Below are 15,808 nucleotides of genomic sequence, written 5' to 3'. Positions count from 1 at the left end.
GCTCAGTTCAGGGTCCCACAGTCGGCGATGCGCTGCACCCGGAGCGCCGCCAGCCGCACCAGCGGCGCCGCCACCTCCGGGCCTTCCAGCAGGGCCACCGCGCGGGCCACGGCGTCCAGGGTGGACATCCCCGCGGGGTGCGAGGGTTCGCGAAGCCGGAGCAAGCCGGGCTCCGGCGGAGGCAGCACCAGCCGGGGCAGTGCCCGCAGTTCGGGGAGCCGCTGGGTCATCCGCCTTGCCTGCGACCAGTTCGCGTCCAGCACCACCACCTGCCTGGGAGGAGGCGCGTCCGGCGGCGCGGTGGGCCCGTCTGGGAAGAGCAACCAGGTCCCCGGCTCGGAGAGGACCTCGATGTCCAAGGACCCCGCCATCGAGCCGTGGATGAGCAGCTTCGCGTTCGAGAGGGCGAGCGCGGCCACGCCCCCGGTGTTGCTCCGCTTCGACACCTCCATCACGTGCTGGAGGAAGACGAAGCGGGTCCGGGTCTCCACCTGGGGAACCTCCGTGCACAGGCACAGGTGTTTCGCCAGGTTGCAACGCGAACAGCGGGGGGGACGGGCAGCACGGGGAGGCATCCTCCCGTCATCCTGTGCCCGTCCCCTCGCGAAGAGAAGCACTCGTTGAGAGCGCTTCAGCCCCCCTGCGTGCGGCACCACGCGATTCGCGTCGCGGCCAGCGCACGGGGTGAGTCCACCGTCACGGTGTCCGTCCCGGAAGGCACGGCCGCCAGCTCTGTCAGCGGCGCTTCGAGCGCGGTGACAGCCTGGGTCTCGGCGCTGCCTGCCGTCGCCAGGAAGGGGAGCCGCACCGTGAGCTGGGTGGCCTGGCTGCCCCGCTTCTCGGTGCGCACCACCAGGCTGCTCGGAATCGCACCGCTCGTCGTGCCACCGCTGGGGTAGCCCCCCGCCGCTCCCGGCGCCTGAACCCGCGCCACGCGAATCATCACGTCCTCCGACTCCACCGGCGTCCCGGCGTTCGTCGCCGTCACCTGTCCCAGCGAGCCTGTCTCCGCCAGCGCGCCCCCCTGCCCTTCCTGTCCACCGGAGATGAAGCGGGCCTCCAGCGGGGTGGTGACCGACAGGGCGTCCTTCAGGGGCGTGCCGAGCCGGGGCGTGCCATTGACAGACAGCGGGGGCGCCACGACGTACTCCTGCTCATGCCAGCCGAAGTCGCTGCCAGACGCGCCCCGGCCGCCCGCGGGGGTGTTGCGGAGCACGACGCCGAGCAGGGCGCCCTCTTCGTCCAGCGTCCAGGCCGGGATGCCCTGATGGTAGATGCCTCCCACCGGCTGGCTGCCCTGCTGGATGCAGGGAATCACGTAGTCATGGGTGGCGACGAAGGTCGGCCCCGGCCAGTTGGGCACGGGCAGGACGTCCTGCTGGTAGTGCGGCGTGCCGTAGCTGAGCGTCGTGGGCGCCGTCCCGCTCGGGTTCACCATGGGGAACGCCACCGCGACCGACATGCCAGAAGGCGAGGCACCCGTGAGCTTCATCCGGAGGAAGCGCTCGCCCACCACCAGCGAGTACTCCAGCGTGAACCTGTGGCCGCTGTTCTGCTCCGTCACCTCCGCCTGCAAGCGATAACGGTACGGTCCCTGCTCCAGCCACCGCGCGTCTCCTCCCACGAACTTCGCGGACCCGTCCCTGCTGAACTTGCCATAGGCAGGCGGATTGGTGGAGGCATACGGCTCATTGCCGAACTGATAGATGTTGCCAGTGTCGGTGTAGAACCGCAGCTGATTGCCCACGCGTTTGGAGGCGAAGAGGCTGCGAGTCACGCCGTCCACTCCATACGAGAACTGGCTGATGCCCCACCCGTGCTCCTTGGAGAGGGTCACGCTGATCAAGTCGTTCTCGAGGGTCGCCGTGTCCCCCACGGACGGCTGCGCAATCACGATGGGCCCCGGCGGGGACAGGGTGGAGAGGTAGACCGTCTCGTATCCCGCGCTGGGAGGCGCCGCCATGAAGAGGAGGTTCCCATTCGCGGCCCGCTGGATGGGCAGCAAGCCGTCACGGGTCCGCACGCTCTTCACGGCGTGGAAGCGGAGGTCCGCCGGTGGAGGGGTCAGCTCCGCCAGCAGCCCGTGGACCCGCTCGAACCCGAGCGTGTTGCACACGACGACAGGGAGCTCCTGGGACTGAGGCTTCGCGGAGATGCCCTGCGCGAGCAGCTCCATCCCCTGGTCCAGGGCGGCCCTCGCCACCGAGACGCCCTGCCGGCTCAGCGGCAGCTGCTCGCCGTAATACACGTTGTCCGGAGACGTGCCCGTCACGAAGTCGTGATGGGAGCTGGGGGCCAGGACCTCCCAGCCATTCCAGACGGTGGAGTCGAACGCGTCCAGCGAAGAGGTGGCGTAGCTGCTGCTGGTGCGAAGCAGCGCGCCGATGACCTCCGCGGACATCAGCGCGCGCACCGCCGCGTACTGGTTCCGCTTCAGCGCGGGGCGGCTGGCGAAGTAACCCGTCCAGTAGTTCTGCGCGTTGAGCGGTGCGTTCACGGGGAGCGAGGCGCCGCTTTGCAGGACGGCGTCCATGTATGTCTTGAACGTCCCCGTGGTTCCCTTGACGCCATTGCTGTTGCCATTGCTGGTGTTGTAGCCGTGGGTCACGTTCAACCAGCTCAACACCTCGCCTGACGGGGAGGTGACGGAGGGCGTGGCGAAGTCGATGCCCACGGGAATGAAGCGGAGGCCGTTGGGCCACCCCGAGGAGTACTGGTTGACGAACTGGTTCACCGTCTGGGCATTGCTGGAGATGTCGTCCGCGTCCAGGTAGCCCACCGTGCCGTAGGTGTTGGGCATGAAGAGCGTGGTGATGCGGGAGCCGTCCCCTGCCTGCCAGTGGAAGACCAGGCCGTGGGTGTTCAACTGCGACGCGATGGAGGGGCCCACGGGGTCGATGGGCGCGGCCCCCGGCGACCCCTGGGGCGAGCCGGGCACGCGGGAGAGCCCGGCCGTGGTGAGGCCCATGGCGTTCAGCACCACCGGCAGCTGGGGGTCATGCCCGAAGTCATCCGGGAGCCACGCCGAGTCATACAGGTTGGCCTCGAGCCCGGCCTGCTTCGCCCAGGTGCGTCCCACCAGGTAGTTGCGGATGAAGAGCTCGCCCGCGCAGACGAGGTTGTCCGGCGACGTGATGCCGCCGCCCATCAGGCAGAAGTCGTCACCCGCCGCCGCGAGGGCCGTGATGCCTGCCGGGTTGTCGCGCGCATAGCGTTGCAGGAAGCCCACCTCCGTCACGGAGAAGGTGAAGCCGATCCGCCTGGAGAAGAGCGACACCGCGGCGTTGAAGATGTTCTGGACCGTGTCGCGTCCGGAGCTGGAGCCGGTCGCCTGGCCGTTGGAGGCGTAGTACTGGTCGAACGTGTAGACCCAATCCCAGTCAATGTGCGTCGTCGGGCAGATGAGGATACCCTGGGTGAAAGGCGTCTTGGAGGTCATGAGCGCTTTTCCGGTGCGAAGGGGAACGCCCAATCCCTACGCAAATCGGATGCCACGCTGCGCTCGCCTCTAGAGAGCCTGGGGCCGGCCCTGGCGCCGCGTCACCTCAGCAAGCGGCTGCGTCAGCACGGAACGCGACGCCACTCACTTCGCCCTGGCGGTGCGTGCGAAATGCTCGCGGGCGCGTTCAATCTCCGGCCGGTGTTGCTGCGCCCACATCGCGAGCACGGACACCGGTTCGAGCAGCGTGCGCCCCAGCTTCGTGAGCGCGTAGTCCACGCTCGGCGGCGTCGTCGGGTGCACGGTGCGAATCAACAGCCCGTCCCGCTCCAGGTTGCGCAGCGTGAGCGTCAGCATGCGCTGGGAGATGCCCTCGATGGCGCGCTTGAGCTCGCTGAAGCGCACGGGGCCTTCGCCCAGGTTGACGATGACCATCACGCTCCACTTGTCCCCGACGAGGCTCAGGATTTCGCGCGTCGCGACGCAGTCGTCGTCGTAGCGCCCGGTCATCTTTCCGTACCCTGGTGACTTCAATGTGCCTCCTTGTCCGGCCGCCGCACGGTATGCCAGAGAGATGTGGTCATCATCCGTAACCAGGCACACGGAAGTAACCACGGAGCCACGTATGGATACGCTCTCCCCTCCCGTTGGCGTTTCAGCGAAGCCGTCCAAGGCCCTTCACGTGGGCTTGTGGGTCGTCCAGGCGCTCTTGGGTGTCACCTTCGTCGGCTCGGGCATCTGGAAGGCGCTCACGCCCCTGCCGGAGCTCGCCGCGATGATTCCGTGGGCAGGCCAGGTGTCGCCTGCGTTCCTGTACTTCATCGTCGCGGTTGATCTGGCGGGCGGGCTGGGCGTCGTACTGCCCTCGCTCACGCGGGTGAAACCGGGCCTGACGGTCCTCGCGGCCCTGGGCTGCGCGTTGCTCCAGGTCAGCGCCATCGTCTTCCACTTCTCTCGCGGCGAGGCGGCGAACACGCCCTTCAACTTCTTCCTGGTCGCGCTGTCGCTCTTCGTCTTCTGGGGGCGCAGGACGCGCGCTCCCATCAAGCCCCGGCACGCCTGAGAATCACCGCGCGCGCATCCACGTTGAGGACCTGGGTCCCGCTCGCGAGCGTGACGAGCGGCACGTCCCAATGACAGTGGCCGCAGATGACGAGGAGCCTGCTCCAGGGCTCCACCGCCTCCCGGATGATGGCGTTGCCTCGCAGCCCCGTTCCCGGGGCGTCCGGGCCCTCGTGGAGGACGAGCACCTGCGGCTCCTGGAGCAGCACCTCTTCAATCCGTTCCAGCTGGGCGGATTGCTCGCGCCGGTTGAGCTTGTCCGGGCGACCGATGATGTAGCTCACCCCGCCCACCGGAAGTCCGTCCTGCGTGACGACTTCGCCATCCAGCAGCTTCTGCCTGGGTTGGCGGAAGAAGCGCTCGCGCTCCCCGGCACCGCCGAACGTGTCGTGATTTCCCGCCACGCCGACGACCCAACGGAAGTACCTGGCGAAGGCAGTCCAGACGCTCCGCACGTCGCCGGATGCGCCTCGTTCGTCCGCGGTGTCGTTGGAGAAGAGGTCTCCCGCCAGGATGATGCCGGTGCGGTTCGCGGGAGGGAGGGCGCCCGCCTTGCACATCATCGCCAGCTCGTCGGCCACGACCTCTCCCAGGAGCGCCGCCGCCCCGCCCTTCACGGCATGCGGCGCCATCCCCTGGAGGTCCGAGAGCGCGATGACCGCGTCCAGGTCCTTGGGAAGCGCGTCCACCTGGCCGCCCAGCAAGGGGAGCCGTTCCGCACGGGTGCCTCCGCGCGGCGACGCGTTCAGGTACCACCACTCATGAAGGGGCTTCTCTTCGACGGACAGGATTCTCATGCGCCCCCCGGACGGAGCCTGCCCGTGGGGCTGACAGGAGCGGGGCCTCCCTTCCGGAAAGCCCCGCGCCTTCACATCCGCTCACGTCAGGCCTTGGCGCCCTTCGGGGCCTCGTGCTCGTCGCGGCCGTGCGCTGAGGAGACGGGGCTCGTGGCCTCCACGGCGGAGAAGGTCTCCAGGACCTTGTAGGTGTGGCTGGCCCCGCGCGGCACGAGCCAGGAGTCGCCGGGGTTCAGCAGGATGATCTGCCCCTCCAGGTGCAGCTCCGCGCGGCCCTTGAGCACGAAGCCCACGGTCTCGTAGTCGCGCGTGCTGGCGGGCTTGGCCTCCGCGGGCGGCTCGTCCTCCCACAGCCGCATGGCCACACGGACGCCGGATGCGAGGTACTTCTGGCCCATCTCCCCCTTGGGGGAATGGCGGCTTTCGACCTTCTTCACGCTGGTGTCGCCCATGTTCGCCTCTCCTTGGGGGGCGGCGTCCGGCGCCGCGCTCCTCCTGGGAGAAGGTAGGGAAGACCCCGGACCGTGGCGGACCGCGTCGCGGTGGTCGCCCGCCTGCCCTGCGTCCGGAAAGACGAAAGCCCAGCCTCCTTGGGGAGACTGGGCTTCGAGGACTCATCTCAAGGGATGAGTCGAGGGCTTAGCCCGTTCAGCTCGCGGCGCGAACGTTCTGCGCCTGCAGGCCCTTGGGGCCCTTGGTGACTTCGAACTCCACCTTCTGGCCCTCGGCCAGGGTGCGGAAGCCATCCATGTTGATCGCAGTGTGGTGGCAGAAAACGTCTTCGCCATTGTCCTGCGCGATGAAACCAAAGCCCTTCGCGTCGTTGAACCACTTCACGGTACCAGAAGCCATTGTGAGTCTCTTCTCTTTCTCTGCTCTGAACAGGTGAGAGGCTCGCGCCTTCCACCGGTGCCGAAACGAACACCGCCCCGGCACGCCGGGCACTCTACCCACTTCCAGCCCGAACACCACTCCAGAGGGTGGAATCTTGCTGAAAGTCGTCCTTCATCCGACACATCGGATGCGGTCGAGGCCCGGCATTGGAACATCCCATGCCCCGCCGGGCATTCCGGACACCCCTCCGAAAGCCCTTCACACTTCTTCACCGCCGCCGGGCGTGGGCTTCACACCCGCCCTCTACCTTGAGCTCCGTCAGAAACGACACGGGCCCGCCGATCCGGCGCTCGCCTGCTTCCTGGAGCCAAGACCATGTTCGGATTCATCTTCGGTACTGCCTGCCTCGCCGGCCTCTTCGCCACCCTGCGCCGGGGGCGCTACGGCCACCACCACCACGGCCGCGGAGGCCGGTTTGGCATGCGCCCCCGGCTGCGCTGGCTCTTCGAGCGGCTGGAGACGTCCCCCGGCCAGGAGAAGGTCATCGTGAAGGCCGTGGAGAACGTGCGCGAGGCCTTCGCCAAGGTGAAGGACCAGTGGGGCCCCAGCCGCACGTCGCTCGCGGGCTCGCTGCGCGGGGAGCACTTCGACGGCGCCATGCTGCGCGAGCTGTTCACCCGCCACGACGTGGCGCTGGAGACGCTGCGCAACGCCGTGCAGGACGCCCTGTCCCAGGTGCACGAGGCGCTGGAGCCCAACCAGCGCCGCGAGCTCGCGGACATCATCGAGCACGGCTGGGGCTACGGATGGCGCGGCGAGGGCCGGGGCTGGCACGGGCGGCGCTGCGGCGGGTACGGCCGGTGGGGTGGCCGCCCCCACAACGATGACGGCCCCGCGTCCTTCGTCTGAAACCACCCTTCCCTGTCCCCTTCCTGGAGATTGCCCATGCGCCACCGTCTGCTCGTCGTCCTCCTCGCCGCGGGTGCCATCGGAGGCTATGCCTCCGGCTTCGCGAGCCTCGCCCGCCACCACCGCTCCTCCTGCCACCGGGGTGACTGGGGCGGCCCCGCCTACCGCAACGGGATGCCGCCCTACTGGGACTGGCATGCCCCCAGGCCCCAGGGCGCACCGGGCCCCGCTGACGCACCGGGAGCGCGTTAGGATTCGCCCCGCCCATGCCCACCCGCGTCCTGCTCATCGATGACGACACCCGGATGTTCGAGTTGCTCGCGGAGTACCTCGGGCAGAACGGCATCACCGTCAGCCACGCGCCCGACGGTGGCCGCGGGCTGGCCGCGCTGGAGGCCAACGCCTACGACGCCGTGCTGCTGGACGTGATGATGCCGGGCATGGACGGCCTGGAGGTGTGCAAGCGCATCCGGGCAAAGAGCCGCATCCCGGTGCTGATGCTCACCGCCAAGGGCGACGAGACGGACCGCGTGGTGGGCCTGGAGCTGGGCGCGGACGACTACCTGCCCAAGCCCTTCGGCCCGCGCGAGCTGCTCGCCCGCCTGCGCGCGGTGCTGCGGCGGGCGCAGCCGGCGGCGGTGGCGGACCGGCTCGAGTCGAGCGGGGTCTCCATCGACGTGTCCGGGCGCGAGGTAAAGGTGGAGGGGCGCGCGGTGGAGCTGACGGGCCTGGAGTTCGACCTGCTGCTCGCGCTGGTGCGCAGGGCGGGCCGGGTGATTCCCCGCGACGCGCTGCTGGGCGAGGCGGGCCGCAGCGACACGGTGGTGAGCGAGCGCACGGTGGACGTGCACATCTCCCACCTGCGCCAGAAGCTGGGGGACGTGGGCACGCGCCTCATCAAGACGGTGCGCGGCGTGGGCTACGTGTTCGCCAAGGAGGGCGCCTGATGGGCTGGGGCCATCACCACTGGCCTCCCAAGCGGGAGGACTGCGGGCCGGAGCTGCACCGGAGGTTCGGCCGCCACGCCCAGGCCCATGCCCGCCGCCGGCGCATGTTCCACCTGGGCCGGCTGGGCTCGTACGTACAGGCGCGGCTGCGGCGGCGGCTGTTCGTCATGTTCGGGCTCACCATCCTGGTGACGGTGCTCGTGGTGTCGTGGGTGATGAACCTGACGGGCGGCAACAGCTGGCGGCAGGAGACGGATCGCATCCGCGCGTTCGTGGGCCACCAGTTCGCGGAGGTGTGGGACGCGCCCGCCGAACGCGACGCCCTGATGCGGAGCATCTCCGACGACCTGGACGTGGACGTCGTGCTGACGGACCTGTCCGGCGCGGTGGTGGCGACAGGCGGCTCCCCGTGCTCGAAGCCGGACGCGACCCTCCCGGTGATGCGGCAGGACACGCAGCTGGGGTCGTTGCAGGCCTGCTACCTGCAGACCCGCTCGCGGGGCCCCTGGCGCGCCGTGCTGCCGCTGGGCATCGCGGTGCTGGTGCTGTGGACGGCGGCGGGCGGCATCTCGTTCCGGCTGGCGCGGCCGGTGGACACGCTGGTGAAGGCCACGCAGGAGTTGGGCGAGGGCCGCCTGGGTGCTCGGGCGAGCCTGGACCGCCACACCACCGGCGAGTTCGCGGTGCTCGCCGAGTCCTTCAACGACATGGCGGCGCGCATCGAGAAGCAGATGGCGGATCAGCGCGAGCTGCTGGCGGCGGTGTCGCACGAGCTGCGCACGCCGCTGGCGCGGCTGCGGGTGCTGACGGAGCTGCTGCGCGATGGCGGCGGCAACCCGCGCACGTTGGACCAGGTGGACCGCGAGGTCGTGGAGCTGGACGCGCTGGTGGGCGAGCTGCTCGCCAGCTCGCGCCTGGACTTCGGACAGCTCACGCCCAAGGCGCTGGAGGCGGGCGTGCTCGCTGCGCAGGCGCTGGAGCGCGTGGGGCTGTCCGCGACGCTGCTCCAGCCAGAGACGGACGACGTGGCGCTGATGGCGGACGCGACGCTGCTGGGCAGGGCGCTGGTGAACCTGCTCGACAACGCGCGCAAGCACGGCGTGGGCGTGGAGGCGCTGCGCATCCAGGAGCACGGGAAGGAGCACCTGTCCTTCAGCGTGGAGGACCGGGGCCCGGGCCTGCTGCCTGGCGAGGAGAAGCGCATCTTCCAGCCGTTCTACCGGAAGGACCGAGGCGGAGAGGCGCGCGAGGCCGGCTCTCTGGGGCTGGGGCTCGCGCTGGTGCAGCGAATCGCCAAGGCCCACGGCGGAGAGACCTTCGCGGAGAACCGGCCCACCGGAGGCGCGCGCGTGGGCTTCACGGTGCGCAAGGCCGGGCCGCCGGGTCCAGTGTCGAGCACGCTGGCCTAGCGGCGGCGACCAGCGCGCGGTCCGCGTGCCCCCATGCAAGGGGAGCAAGGGAGGCTCCGTCGCGAAGCCACCCTCAGGGTGCAGGGGCCGCGCGAGCAGCCCCCTCCCCTTGGGGCCTACTGCTTCGCCTGCGCGTCCGTCGCGGCGAAGGAGAACGTCGCCTCCGCGGGCGCGCCGTCCTTCACGGTGACTTCCGCCGTCTTCGTGCCCAGCGTCTCGTGCCACGCCTCCAGCGTGTACGTGCCCGCGGGCAGGCCCGTCAGCGAGAAGGAACCGTCCGCGCCGGTGGTGGTGAAGTACGGGTTGGGGTTGCTCACCACGTAGGCCGTCATCCACGGGTGCACGTCGCACTTGAGGCGCAGCACCTCCGCGTCCGAGGGCATCGGCTTCTGCACCGGCGCGCCCGAGGGCGGCTGCGCCACGTTGAACAGGGGCTTGGTGCCAACGACGCCGCGCACGTTGTGCAGCGTGCCGTCGCTGTTCTTGAACACCACCTGCTGGCCCGCCACCGCACCCTGCACGCGCGGCACGTAGGTGCACTTCGACTGGTCCACCTCCACCGGCGTGGACGGCGCCGCGGGCGCACCCGCGACCGGCCCCTTCACGCGCACGAGCACGTTCTGGAGCTTGCCGTCCTTCACCAGCACGGACTGCTCCTTCTCCGGCCGTCCGTCACACGCGGGGTCGACGCTGGGCGCCAGGTCCGCCATCACCGGAGGCGTGCCGGTGAACGACACCGTGCCCTTCACCACGCCGTTGCCCGCGGGCGCCGCCGGAGCCGCCGCCTCGCCCGTCCCCGCGCCCGCCGTGGGAGCCGGAGGCACGGCCTGCTGCGTGGGAGCCGTCGGACGCTCGGCGGGGGGCGTGGGCGCCTCCTCCTTCTTGCACGCGGGCAGGGCCAGCAGCCCCGCGACACCGACCATCGACAAGCCAAGCAGACGCAGCTTCATGAGGCGGTCTCCTCTGGAGGATATTTCGTGATGCGGTGCCCGCCGTCGTAGTGGAAGGCACCGGGCAAGTCCATCGACACACGGCGCACGGCTACTCGCGGCGGCTCACGCTGAACGCGGCCAGCCCGACGAACACCGCCGCGAACGCCAGCAGCGCGGGCACCTCCCACCCCACCGTCGCCCCACCCTGCGAGCCCACCGCCAGCGACGCCTGCGCCCCGTACAGCGCGCGGCGCACGCCCTCCACGGAGAAGCGCATCGGGTTGAGCGTCATCACCCATGACATCACCGGCCCCGCGCCCTTCACCGGGAACATGGCCCCGGAGAGCACCCACATGGGCAACATCACCAGGCTCATCACCGCGTGGTAGCCCGCGCTCGACTTCACCCACCACGCGAGCGCCATGCCCATGCCGGTGAGCGCCAGCGCGGACAGAACCATCACCGCCGCGAGCAGCGGGTAGTCCACCGCCTTCACGTCCACGCCCGCCAGCGGCGCGAAGAGCAGGAACAGCGACGCCTGCATCAGCGCGATGGTGGACGACCCCAGCGCCTTGCCCAGCACCACCGCCAGCCGCGAGCCCGGCCCCGCCAGCACCGCCTGGAGGAAGCCCTCCTTGCGGTCCTCGATGACGGTGATGGTGGCGAAGATGGCGCTGAAGAGCACCACCATGGTGACGACGCCCGGGAAGAAGAACTGCTGGTAGCCCAGCCCCTGCGCGCCCTCCACGCGGAACGAGCCCGCGAACCCGGAGCCGATGACGAACCAGAACAGGATGGGCTGCGCCAGCGCGCCCACCACCCGGCTGGGCTGCCGGAAGAAGCGCACCACGTCGCGCGAGAGCAGCACCCACACGGTGGCCCACTGGAGCGCCAGCGTCCCTGGCTCCCGGCGGTGGACCGGGGCTGCGGGCGCGTCCAGCGAGGAGGACGGAACAGGCACGGGGATGTCGGCGCTCATCGGCGTTTCCTCGGCGCGGGCGTGGGCGAGGGAGCATCCGCCCCCAGGGCCTTCCCGGTGAGCTGGAGGAACACGTCCGCCAGCGTGGGCCGGCGCAGCGACACGGAGGCGAACCGTCCCGGGGGGAAGGCCTCCACCAGCCGCGGTACCAGCGCGTGTCCCTGCGAAGCCTCCACCTGCACCCGCCCCTCCACCACCGTCGCCCCAAGTCCCAGCCGCTCCGTCACCTGCGCGGCCAGCGCCTCCGGCTCCGGGCCCTCCAGCGTGAGGATGTCCCCGCCCATGCGCGAGGCGAGCGCCCGGGGCGTGTCGCACGCCACCAGCTTCCCGGCGTCCAGCACCGCCAGCCGGTCGCACCCTTCCGCCTCATCCGCGCGGTGCGTGGTGAGCAGCACCGTGACGCCCTGCGCGTCGCGCAGCCGCTTGAGGTGCGTCCAGAAGGTGCGGAAGGCCGCCTCGTCCAGGCCCTGCGTGGGCTCATCCATCAGCACCACGCGCGGCTGGTGCACCAGCGCCCGAGCCAGCTCCAGCCGCCGACGCATGCCGCCCGACCAGGTGCCCACCTTCTCATCGCCCCGGTCCTTCAGGCCGATGAGCGACAGCATCGTCTCCACGCGCGCCTTCGCGTCCGCGCCCGTGAGGCCGTACAGGCGCGCGCCCAAGAGCAGGTTCTCCCGGGCGGTGAGCAGGTCATCCAGGCTGCTCTTCTGGAAGATGATGCCCATCTGGCGCCGCAACGCCGGGTCGCTCAGGGACAGCACCTTGCCGGCGAAGTGCACCTGGCCCGCGTCCGGCGAGAGCAGGCCCGCGAGCAGCTGGAAGGTGGTGGATTTGCCGGCGCCGTTGGGCCCCAGGAGGCCCAGGATTTCGCCCGGCTGCACGGACAGCGACAGCCCGTCCACGGCGGTGCGCTCGCTGAAGCGGCGCGTGAGCCCCTCGATGCGCAGCAGCGGCGGGGGCGGGGTTGGAACGGAGGTGTCAGGCATGCGAAAGGCGGCCTCGCACCCGGACGCAGCGAGGGAGTGCTAGCCGCGGGGGATGCGGTCCAGCGCCATCACGGCGAACAGGCCGGTGAGATACACGAGCGAATACAGGAACGTCTGGCGCGCCCAGGGCTTTCCCAGGTGCTTGAAGAAGCCCCACGCCCCCAGGCCCAGGAAGCCCAGGCCCAGCACCACCGCCGCGGCCAGGTACCACGTGCCCGCGATGTGCAGCTGGAACGGCAACAGCGTCATGGGCACCAGCGCCACCAGGTAGAGCACCACCTGCGCGCGGCTGGACTCGTCCCCGCGCTCCAGCGGAACGGACTTGAGGCCCGCGGCGGCGTACTCGTCCTTGCGGAACAGCGCGATGGCGATGAAGTGCGGCATCTGCCAGAGGAACATGATGGCGAACAGCGCGAAGCCGCCCGCGTCCACCTGGTCCGTCACCGCCGTCCAGCCCATGAGCGGCGGCAGCGCGCCGGGAATCGCACCCACCAGCATCGCCGCGGACGTGCGGGCCTTGAGCGGCGTGTACGCCAGCACGTAGCTGAGCAGCGCGACGAGCCCCAGCACGCCGGTGAGCAGGTTGGCGCCCAGCACCAGCGCGGGCAGCGACACCGCCGCCAGCGACAGGCCGAACCACAGCGCCGTGTTGGGGTCCATGCGCCCGGCGGGCAGCGGCCGGTTGCGCGTGCGCGCCATGAACTGGTCGCTGTGGCGCTCCCAGTAGCAGTTGAACGCGTTCGCCGCGCCCACCGTGCCCGCCGTGGCCAACAGCGTCACCAGCGTCCGCACCGGCGTGAAGTGCCCCGGAGCCATGAACATGCCACCCGCCGCGGTGATGAGCACCAGCGACGACAGCCTCGGCTTGGTGAGGGAGATCAGGTCGGACGCGGTGGACGACTGGGACAGGGCACGCGCGCTCAAGCGGACTCCAGCAGGTAGTCCCTGGACCGCGGTCGCTCCCGGCTACCGGTCAAGGGGGTGTGGGGTGGACCCTCCCATACCGTCACCTGGGAGGGGTGGCAAGGCTGGGGCTCCCCGCCACATCAGCCTGCCTTGTCGCCCCCCGTCAAAAACGAAACGCCGCGAAGCCCGGGAAGGGGCCTCGCGGCGTGGGGGACAGCGGGAGGCGGGGGTTCAGTTCCCCGCGAGCCGCTGCGCGTCGGCGAGGTACTCGCCCTTGGGCTCGCGCCGCACGTACTCGGCCGCCAGCGTCTTGACCTTGCCCGACTGCTTGGCGTCCTTGGAGAGCAGCTGCGCGTAGAAGTAGTAGGTCGGCGAGTAGTTCTCGTCGGCCTGCAGCGCGCGCTGGTAGGTCTCGTCCGCCTTCGCGGCGTCGCCCTTGCCCTGGTAGACGCGGCCCAGCTCCGTGAGCGCGTTGGCGACGCGGTCCGGCTGGCCGAAGAACTCCTGGCTGGCCTTCTCCAACTGCTCCTTCGACTTGTCCCACTCCGAGCGCTCCCGGTAGATGGCGCCCATGGCGAGCCGGGCCTCCGGGTTCTTCGCCTTGGGGTCCTTCACCGCGCGCTGGTACTGCGCGAGCGCGTCCTCCAGCTTGTTCTGGCGGCGGTAGGCGTTGCCCAGCATCACCACCAGCTTGGGGCTGTCGCCCATCGTCTTGAGCGCGGTGACGAGCGCCTCGGAGGCCTCCTTCTCACCGCCCGGCTTGCCCATGAGGGCCTTGGCCAGCTCGACGTGGAACTGCGCGCGGCTGCCGTCCGCGCGGACGGCCTTGCGGATCTCCTCGGCGGCCGCGTCGAAGTTGCCCTCCGCCAGCAGGCGGCGGCCCTTGATGAGGTTGAGCTCCGGGTTCTGCTTGTCGAGCGCGAAGCCGGTCTCCTCCGCCTTCGTGACCTCCTGCTTCGCCTTGGCGGGCTCCGCCGGCACGCCCGTGGCCTCGGTCAGCAGCTGCTGCTGGTCCGGCTTGAGCGTGGGCATGGCCAGCGCCACGCGGGCGATGAGCAGCGAGCGCGCGAGCTGCGCGGTGGCGAGCTGACGCGGGCTGGGCGGGGGCTCCGCCTCCAGCAGCTTCTTGATGTCCCGGCTGGCCACCGCGTAGTTCGGCGCGTCCTGCTCCAGCATCAGCAGAGAGCGGCCCAGCAGCGACTCCGGGTGGTCCTTCTCGTAGCGCAGGGCGAAGTCGTAGTTCTTCCAGGCGGTGTTGTCCTGGCCCAGCCGGCGGTACACCGCGCCCAGGCCCGCGTAGACGCGCGGATCATCCGGAGCCAGCGCCTGCGCGCGCTCCAGGCTGTCGCGCGCGCGCTCCAGGTCACCCGCGTTCATCTGGATGAGGCCCAGCGTGAGGTACAGGAGCGAGGACGCCTTGTTCTGGTCGTTGAGCTCCTTGACCTGCGTCTCCAGCGAGGCCAGCGCGCCCTTGCCGTCACCGCTGTACGTCTTGATCAGCGCCTGAGCGGCGATGAGGTGGCTGGACAGCTCCTTGCCCTTCTGGGCCGCCGCCAGGTGCTCCTCGGCCTGCCGGCGCGCGTCGTCGCCGCCGCCGTGCTCACCCCAGCGGATGGCGTACGCGTACGCCAGATAACCGTGGGCCGCGGTGGAGTCGGCGTCCACCTCCAGGGCCAGGTCCGCCGCCTCGCACGCCTTCTTGTAGCTGGCGAACGAGTCGTGCTTGAGCTGCTCGGTGGCGACGTCCAGGTTCTTCTTGAGCTCGCGGCCGCGCTTCTTGGCCTGCGCCGAGTAGAAGCCGTATCCACCCGCGAACAGCGGGATGAGGATGAGCAGGACCATCGACAGCATCTTGCTGCCGTTGCTCTTGGGCGGGTTCTTGCGGCGCGACGCCGGCTCGTCGTCGTCGTCCTCGACCTCTTCCACCACCACCTGCGGACGGCGCTGGGTGGGGCGCGAGGTGGAATCCGACGGGCGCGCCGTGCGGGCCGCCTGCTGGGACGGGGCGTTGATGCGGCCCGCGGACGTGGCGGCGGGCGCTTCAGCGGCGGCGGGCGGGGCCGTCACGGGGACGGTCGCCGCGGCGGGCGCTTCAGCGGCGGCCGGGGGCGGCGCGGCCACGGGCGCGAGCACCGGGGTGGGCGCCACGGGGCGGGGGATCTCCACCTTGTACTGCTGGAGGAGCGTGACGGTCTCCGGATCGCCGGGGTCCGCCTGGTAGGCCTTGAGCAGATTGCCGCGGCCGGTGTCGGCCTCGCCGCTCTTGATCTGCAGCACGCCCGCCATGCGCAGGGCGGCCTTGTCCTCCGGCTGCACCTGGAGGGCGCCCATCACTTCCTCAAGCGCCTTCTTATCTTTGTTCTGCGCCGCGTAGACGCGGGCCAGGAGGATGCGGGGATCGGCCGCGGTCGGGTGCGCCTTGACGCCCTTCTTGCAGACGACCATCGCTTCCATGAAGCGACCCAGGTCGAGGTACGCCTCCGCCAGGGGCTTGTACGCATCCGACGAGGGATCGGAAGCGAACGAGTGCTCAAGCTTCGCGAGCTCGGTGGGGCTCAACGTCTTCGATGGGGAGGTGGACATGAACCAGAAGGTGCCCGGAATGGCC

16 protein-coding genes are annotated in these 15,808 nt (G+C 70.3%); 5 read left to right on the top strand and 11 right to left on the bottom strand.

Annotated elements, in window-relative coordinates; all coding sequences use genetic code 11:
• Window positions 1-2: 2 nt before the first annotated feature.
• The 3 genes from D7Y04_RS11225 to D7Y04_RS11215 all read right to left on the bottom strand — a co-directional run bounded on the left by D7Y04_RS11225 (window position 3) and on the right by D7Y04_RS11215 (window position 3,949).
• Complete coding sequence (locus D7Y04_RS11225; protein WP_121759198.1) at window positions 3-575, bottom strand: tRNA-uridine aminocarboxypropyltransferase; 573 nt, start codon at window positions 573-575, stop codon at window positions 3-5.
• A gap of 56 nt (window positions 576-631) precedes the next feature.
• The gene (locus D7Y04_RS11220) at window positions 632-3,439 is read right to left on the bottom strand and encodes a hypothetical protein (protein WP_121759197.1); all 2,808 of its coding nucleotides are present in this window, start codon (window positions 3,437-3,439) and stop codon (window positions 632-634) included.
• Between the two features lie 144 nt (window positions 3,440-3,583).
• Entirely contained in the window at window positions 3,584-3,949 is a 366-nt protein-coding gene (locus D7Y04_RS11215) for a helix-turn-helix domain-containing protein (RefSeq protein ID WP_233601351.1), read from the bottom strand.
• Between the two features lie 115 nt (window positions 3,950-4,064).
• On the opposite strand from D7Y04_RS11215, the gene D7Y04_RS11210 reads away from it, so the two are divergent.
• The gene (locus D7Y04_RS11210) at window positions 4,065-4,502 is read left to right on the top strand and encodes a DoxX family protein (RefSeq protein WP_121759195.1); all 438 of its coding nucleotides are present in this window, start codon (window positions 4,065-4,067) and stop codon (window positions 4,500-4,502) included.
• Here the strand turns inward: D7Y04_RS11210 and D7Y04_RS11205 are convergent.
• The 3 genes from D7Y04_RS11205 to D7Y04_RS11195 all read right to left on the bottom strand — a co-directional run bounded on the left by D7Y04_RS11205 (window position 4,483) and on the right by D7Y04_RS11195 (window position 6,150).
• The gene (locus tag D7Y04_RS11205) at window positions 4,483-5,298 is read right to left on the bottom strand and encodes a metallophosphoesterase (RefSeq protein WP_233601350.1); all 816 of its coding nucleotides are present in this window, start codon (window positions 5,296-5,298) and stop codon (window positions 4,483-4,485) included. The genes D7Y04_RS11210 and D7Y04_RS11205 overlap by 20 nt on opposite strands.
• Window positions 5,299-5,384: 86 nt before the next feature.
• Window positions 5,385-5,750 carry a cupin domain-containing protein gene (locus tag D7Y04_RS11200; RefSeq protein ID WP_120549128.1) on the bottom strand — a complete coding sequence of 122 codons (366 nt, stop codon included), beginning with the start codon at window positions 5,748-5,750 and terminating at the stop codon, window positions 5,385-5,387.
• Window positions 5,751-5,946: 196 nt separating this feature from the next.
• Window positions 5,947-6,150, bottom strand: coding sequence for a cold-shock protein (locus tag D7Y04_RS11195; protein WP_120597924.1), 204 nt, complete (start codon window positions 6,148-6,150; stop codon window positions 5,947-5,949).
• A 357-nt stretch (window positions 6,151-6,507) separates the two neighbouring features.
• On the opposite strand from D7Y04_RS11195, the gene D7Y04_RS11190 reads away from it, so the two are divergent.
• Genes D7Y04_RS11190 through D7Y04_RS11175 form a run of 4 tightly spaced genes read left to right on the top strand, consistent with a single transcriptional unit; the run spans window position 6,508 to window position 9,397 of the window.
• The gene (locus D7Y04_RS11190; protein WP_120578921.1) at window positions 6,508-7,041 is read left to right on the top strand and encodes a periplasmic heavy metal sensor; all 534 of its coding nucleotides are present in this window, start codon (window positions 6,508-6,510) and stop codon (window positions 7,039-7,041) included.
• A gap of 36 nt (window positions 7,042-7,077) precedes the next feature.
• Window positions 7,078-7,293, top strand: a complete 216-nt coding sequence (locus tag D7Y04_RS11185) for a hypothetical protein (RefSeq protein ID WP_120597922.1) — start codon at window positions 7,078-7,080, stop codon at window positions 7,291-7,293.
• A 14-nt stretch (window positions 7,294-7,307) separates the two neighbouring features.
• A complete protein-coding gene (locus D7Y04_RS11180) occupies window positions 7,308-7,988 on the top strand; it encodes a response regulator transcription factor (RefSeq protein WP_120578923.1) in 681 nt (226 codons plus the stop codon).
• Complete coding sequence (locus tag D7Y04_RS11175; protein ID WP_121759194.1) at window positions 7,988-9,397, top strand: ATP-binding protein; 1,410 nt, start codon at window positions 7,988-7,990, stop codon at window positions 9,395-9,397. The genes D7Y04_RS11180 and D7Y04_RS11175 overlap by 1 nt, the downstream gene beginning before the upstream one ends.
• Window positions 9,398-9,513: 116 nt before the next feature.
• Here D7Y04_RS11175 and D7Y04_RS11170 read toward each other — a convergent pair whose 3' ends face one another.
• The 5 genes from D7Y04_RS11170 to D7Y04_RS11150 all read right to left on the bottom strand — a co-directional run bounded on the left by D7Y04_RS11170 (window position 9,514) and on the right by D7Y04_RS11150 (window position 15,783).
• Window positions 9,514-10,347: a carboxypeptidase regulatory-like domain-containing protein gene (locus D7Y04_RS11170; protein ID WP_199749640.1), complete on the bottom strand. Its 834-nt coding sequence runs from the start codon at window positions 10,345-10,347 to the stop codon at window positions 9,514-9,516.
• Between the two features lie 91 nt (window positions 10,348-10,438).
• Window positions 10,439-11,308, bottom strand: a complete 870-nt coding sequence (locus tag D7Y04_RS11165) for an ABC transporter permease (RefSeq protein ID WP_121759192.1) — start codon at window positions 11,306-11,308, stop codon at window positions 10,439-10,441.
• A complete protein-coding gene (locus D7Y04_RS11160; RefSeq protein ID WP_121759191.1) occupies window positions 11,305-12,294 on the bottom strand; it encodes an ABC transporter ATP-binding protein in 990 nt (329 codons plus the stop codon). The genes D7Y04_RS11165 and D7Y04_RS11160 overlap by 4 nt, the downstream gene beginning before the upstream one ends.
• A 39-nt stretch (window positions 12,295-12,333) precedes the next feature.
• Window positions 12,334-13,218, bottom strand: coding sequence for a heme o synthase (gene cyoE / locus D7Y04_RS11155; protein ID WP_120600285.1), 885 nt, complete (start codon window positions 13,216-13,218; stop codon window positions 12,334-12,336).
• 213 nt (window positions 13,219-13,431) lie between these two features.
• A complete protein-coding gene (locus D7Y04_RS11150; RefSeq protein ID WP_121759190.1) occupies window positions 13,432-15,783 on the bottom strand; it encodes a tetratricopeptide repeat protein in 2,352 nt (783 codons plus the stop codon).
• Window positions 15,784-15,808 lie beyond the last annotated feature (25 nt).

It is taken from the genome of Corallococcus sp. AB038B (assembly GCF_003668955.1).
GTDB classification, from domain to species: domain Bacteria; phylum Myxococcota; class Myxococcia; order Myxococcales; family Myxococcaceae; genus Corallococcus; species Corallococcus exiguus.
The sequence above is the reverse complement of the archived record's forward strand: the minus strand, read 5'-3'. Positions and strand labels throughout refer to the sequence as shown.

Bases quoted from the DNA above. Each gene is read 5' to 3' on its own strand.
- D7Y04_RS11190 (WP_120578921.1), top strand. From the start codon at position 6,508: ATGTTCGGATTCATCTTCGGTACTGCCTGCCTCGCCGGCCTCTTCGCC.
- D7Y04_RS11170 (WP_199749640.1), bottom strand. From the start codon at position 10,347: ATGAAGCTGCGTCTGCTTGGCTTGTCGATGGTCGGTGTCGCGGGGCTG.
- D7Y04_RS11215 (WP_233601351.1), bottom strand. From the start codon at position 3,949: ATGACCGGGCGCTACGACGACGACTGCGTCGCGACGCGCGAAATCCTG.
- D7Y04_RS11210 (WP_121759195.1), top strand. From the start codon at position 4,065: ATGGATACGCTCTCCCCTCCCGTTGGCGTTTCAGCGAAGCCGTCCAAG.
- D7Y04_RS11195 (WP_120597924.1), bottom strand. From the start codon at position 6,150: ATGGCTTCTGGTACCGTGAAGTGGTTCAACGACGCGAAGGGCTTTGGT.
- D7Y04_RS11165 (WP_121759192.1), bottom strand. From the start codon at position 11,308: ATGAGCGCCGACATCCCCGTGCCTGTTCCGTCCTCCTCGCTGGACGCG.
- D7Y04_RS11220 (WP_121759197.1), bottom strand. From the start codon at position 3,439: ATGACCTCCAAGACGCCTTTCACCCAGGGTATCCTCATCTGCCCGACG.
- D7Y04_RS11180 (WP_120578923.1), top strand. From the start codon at position 7,308: ATGCCCACCCGCGTCCTGCTCATCGATGACGACACCCGGATGTTCGAG.
- D7Y04_RS11175 (WP_121759194.1), top strand. From the start codon at position 7,988: ATGGGCTGGGGCCATCACCACTGGCCTCCCAAGCGGGAGGACTGCGGG.
- D7Y04_RS11225 (WP_121759198.1), bottom strand. From the start codon at position 575: ATGCCTCCCCGTGCTGCCCGTCCCCCCCGCTGTTCGCGTTGCAACCTG.
- D7Y04_RS11200 (WP_120549128.1), bottom strand. From the start codon at position 5,750: ATGGGCGACACCAGCGTGAAGAAGGTCGAAAGCCGCCATTCCCCCAAG.
- D7Y04_RS11205 (WP_233601350.1), bottom strand. From the start codon at position 5,298: ATGAGAATCCTGTCCGTCGAAGAGAAGCCCCTTCATGAGTGGTGGTAC.
- D7Y04_RS11185 (WP_120597922.1), top strand. From the start codon at position 7,078: ATGCGCCACCGTCTGCTCGTCGTCCTCCTCGCCGCGGGTGCCATCGGA.
- D7Y04_RS11160 (WP_121759191.1), bottom strand. From the start codon at position 12,294: ATGCCTGACACCTCCGTTCCAACCCCGCCCCCGCCGCTGCTGCGCATC.
- D7Y04_RS11150 (WP_121759190.1), bottom strand. From the start codon at position 15,783: ATGTCCACCTCCCCATCGAAGACGTTGAGCCCCACCGAGCTCGCGAAG.